Genomic DNA, 1,765 nt, shown 5'->3' with positions numbered 1-1,765 from the left:
ACCTCTGGATGGCTTACTGCTAAGGCTCTTAGTTGTTGTAAGTTATGGCTTTGTTCGATCGTCATTGGCTTGGCTTTCAGATAGTCATATCTTTTAAGTGTACCAAGCCTTAGTCGGACTTAATAGGTTGGATTACATGTATATTGGTACCTAACTTTTTGAACCAACCAGATAATCTTTATTTAGCCAGTACGTGGTTTGTTTTTTTTACAGCACAATGTTTTCGTCGATTCAATTTCGAAAATTAACCCCCTACTCTATTGATACAGCATCACTTATCAACTAACTAAATTCAGTGATTCACTCAGACTGATGGCTATCACAAAGAATAGGTAGCCAGAATGGCATAACAGCTCGATAATACCTTTCAAAACGGCCATGTTTCCCCCTAATAGCAGCGTAAACCTGCCACTGTTTTTTGATTGTTCACCGCTCAGATTGAACAAAAGCTAACAGCAAGTGGTGAGCAAACAGGCATTAATCCGCCTGTCGGTATAAACAACATTCTCAGCATCACGGCAGCCCCGTTTACCCTGCTCGCAATGCTTAAATGCTTTTTTTTGGCAAAAGCACAGAAGACTGGCAAACTACGAGGAGATTTAGCCAAACTCAAACTTGCCATGACCACAGCGACCCCACACCAGCTTGATCAACTCGATCTGGCGATTTTACGATTGATCCAAAGTCACGGCAGGTTATCTAACCTCGAACTGGCAACCAAAATCGGCCTATCGCCATCCCCCTGTTCACGCCGAGTAAAAGCGTTAGAAGAGGCGGGGTTTATTGCTGACTACGTCACACGTTTGGCGGCGGATAAATTTAATCTGCATCTTACCGCCTACATCCATGTGCGAATGGAAAAGCATACCCCGGCGATCCTGCAGCAATTTGAGGCCAGTATTCTTGATTATGAAGAAGTGCAAGAATGCGCGTTGATCACCGGCTCCGAGGCCGACTATCAACTTAAAGTGTTGGTACAAGACATGGAACACTACCGGCGATTTTTATTGGATAAGCTCACCACCAATGCCCATATCGCGGGAGTGCATTCCAGCTTTGTCTTAAAAAAAGTCAAAGATCATACTGCCATCCCCTTAGGGCACATCCAAACCTAGGGATCCACTGGCTTATCGCTGAGACAAGCTCCCCTCTTTTTGTTGGTAAGATCACAAATAATGGATTTTATCTCGGCGCAAGGATCCGCTAAAAAAGGAGCTGGATTAGCTACTTCTCGCAATAAATGCTGGATTATGCCAATATATTGATATCAAAAATCAATATATTCACTTAAACAGCATTTTATTGCCAAACATCCACAAATTTACGCACTAATATCGCGTTGCACTTTATGGATACCAACCTAAGATACGCCTTCTTTTTATCGGAGGTGCTATGCAAAGTGCTATGCAAGGCTCAATGCCATCGACTCATTGCGGTTCGGCCACTCAGTTTAACTCCCGTTTAGGTTTTATTATGGCGGCCGCGGGAAGCGCCGTGGGGGTTGGCAATATTTGGGGATTTCCAACTCAGGCGGCCAGCCACGGTGGTGGGGCCTTTTTGCTGGTGTATCTCGTGTTGATTTTTGTCCTCGGCATTCCGATGTTAATGGCCGAACTGATGATCGGCCGCTACGGGCAAACTCACCCCGCCGGCACGATGGCAAAACTGGGGCGCAATCGTTGCAGCCGCCACTCAGGTTATGCCATCGGTTTAGTTGCCATCATCACGGCAGGCTTAATTTATACCTTCTATAGCATTCTGTCTG

1 protein-coding gene and 1 pseudogene are annotated in these 1,765 nt (G+C 45.3%); both read left to right on the top strand.

Features of this window, described 5'->3' with window-relative positions; genetic code table 11:
• Positions 1-620: 620 nt before the first annotated feature.
• On the top strand, positions 621-1,115 hold the full coding sequence (locus ACRCZA_RS16125; RefSeq protein WP_438675402.1) for an Lrp/AsnC family transcriptional regulator: 495 nt from the start codon (positions 621-623) through the stop codon (positions 1,113-1,115).
• Between the two features lie 301 nt (positions 1,116-1,416).
• Positions 1,417-1,765, top strand: a pseudogene (locus ACRCZA_RS16120) (sodium-dependent transporter); the annotation flags it as partial.

The sequence above is a fragment of the Shewanella sp. genome (assembly GCF_051658185.1).
In the GTDB taxonomy this organism is placed as follows: domain Bacteria; phylum Pseudomonadota; class Gammaproteobacteria; order Enterobacterales; family Shewanellaceae; genus Shewanella.
This window is presented reverse-complemented; position numbering and strand designations above follow the sequence as displayed.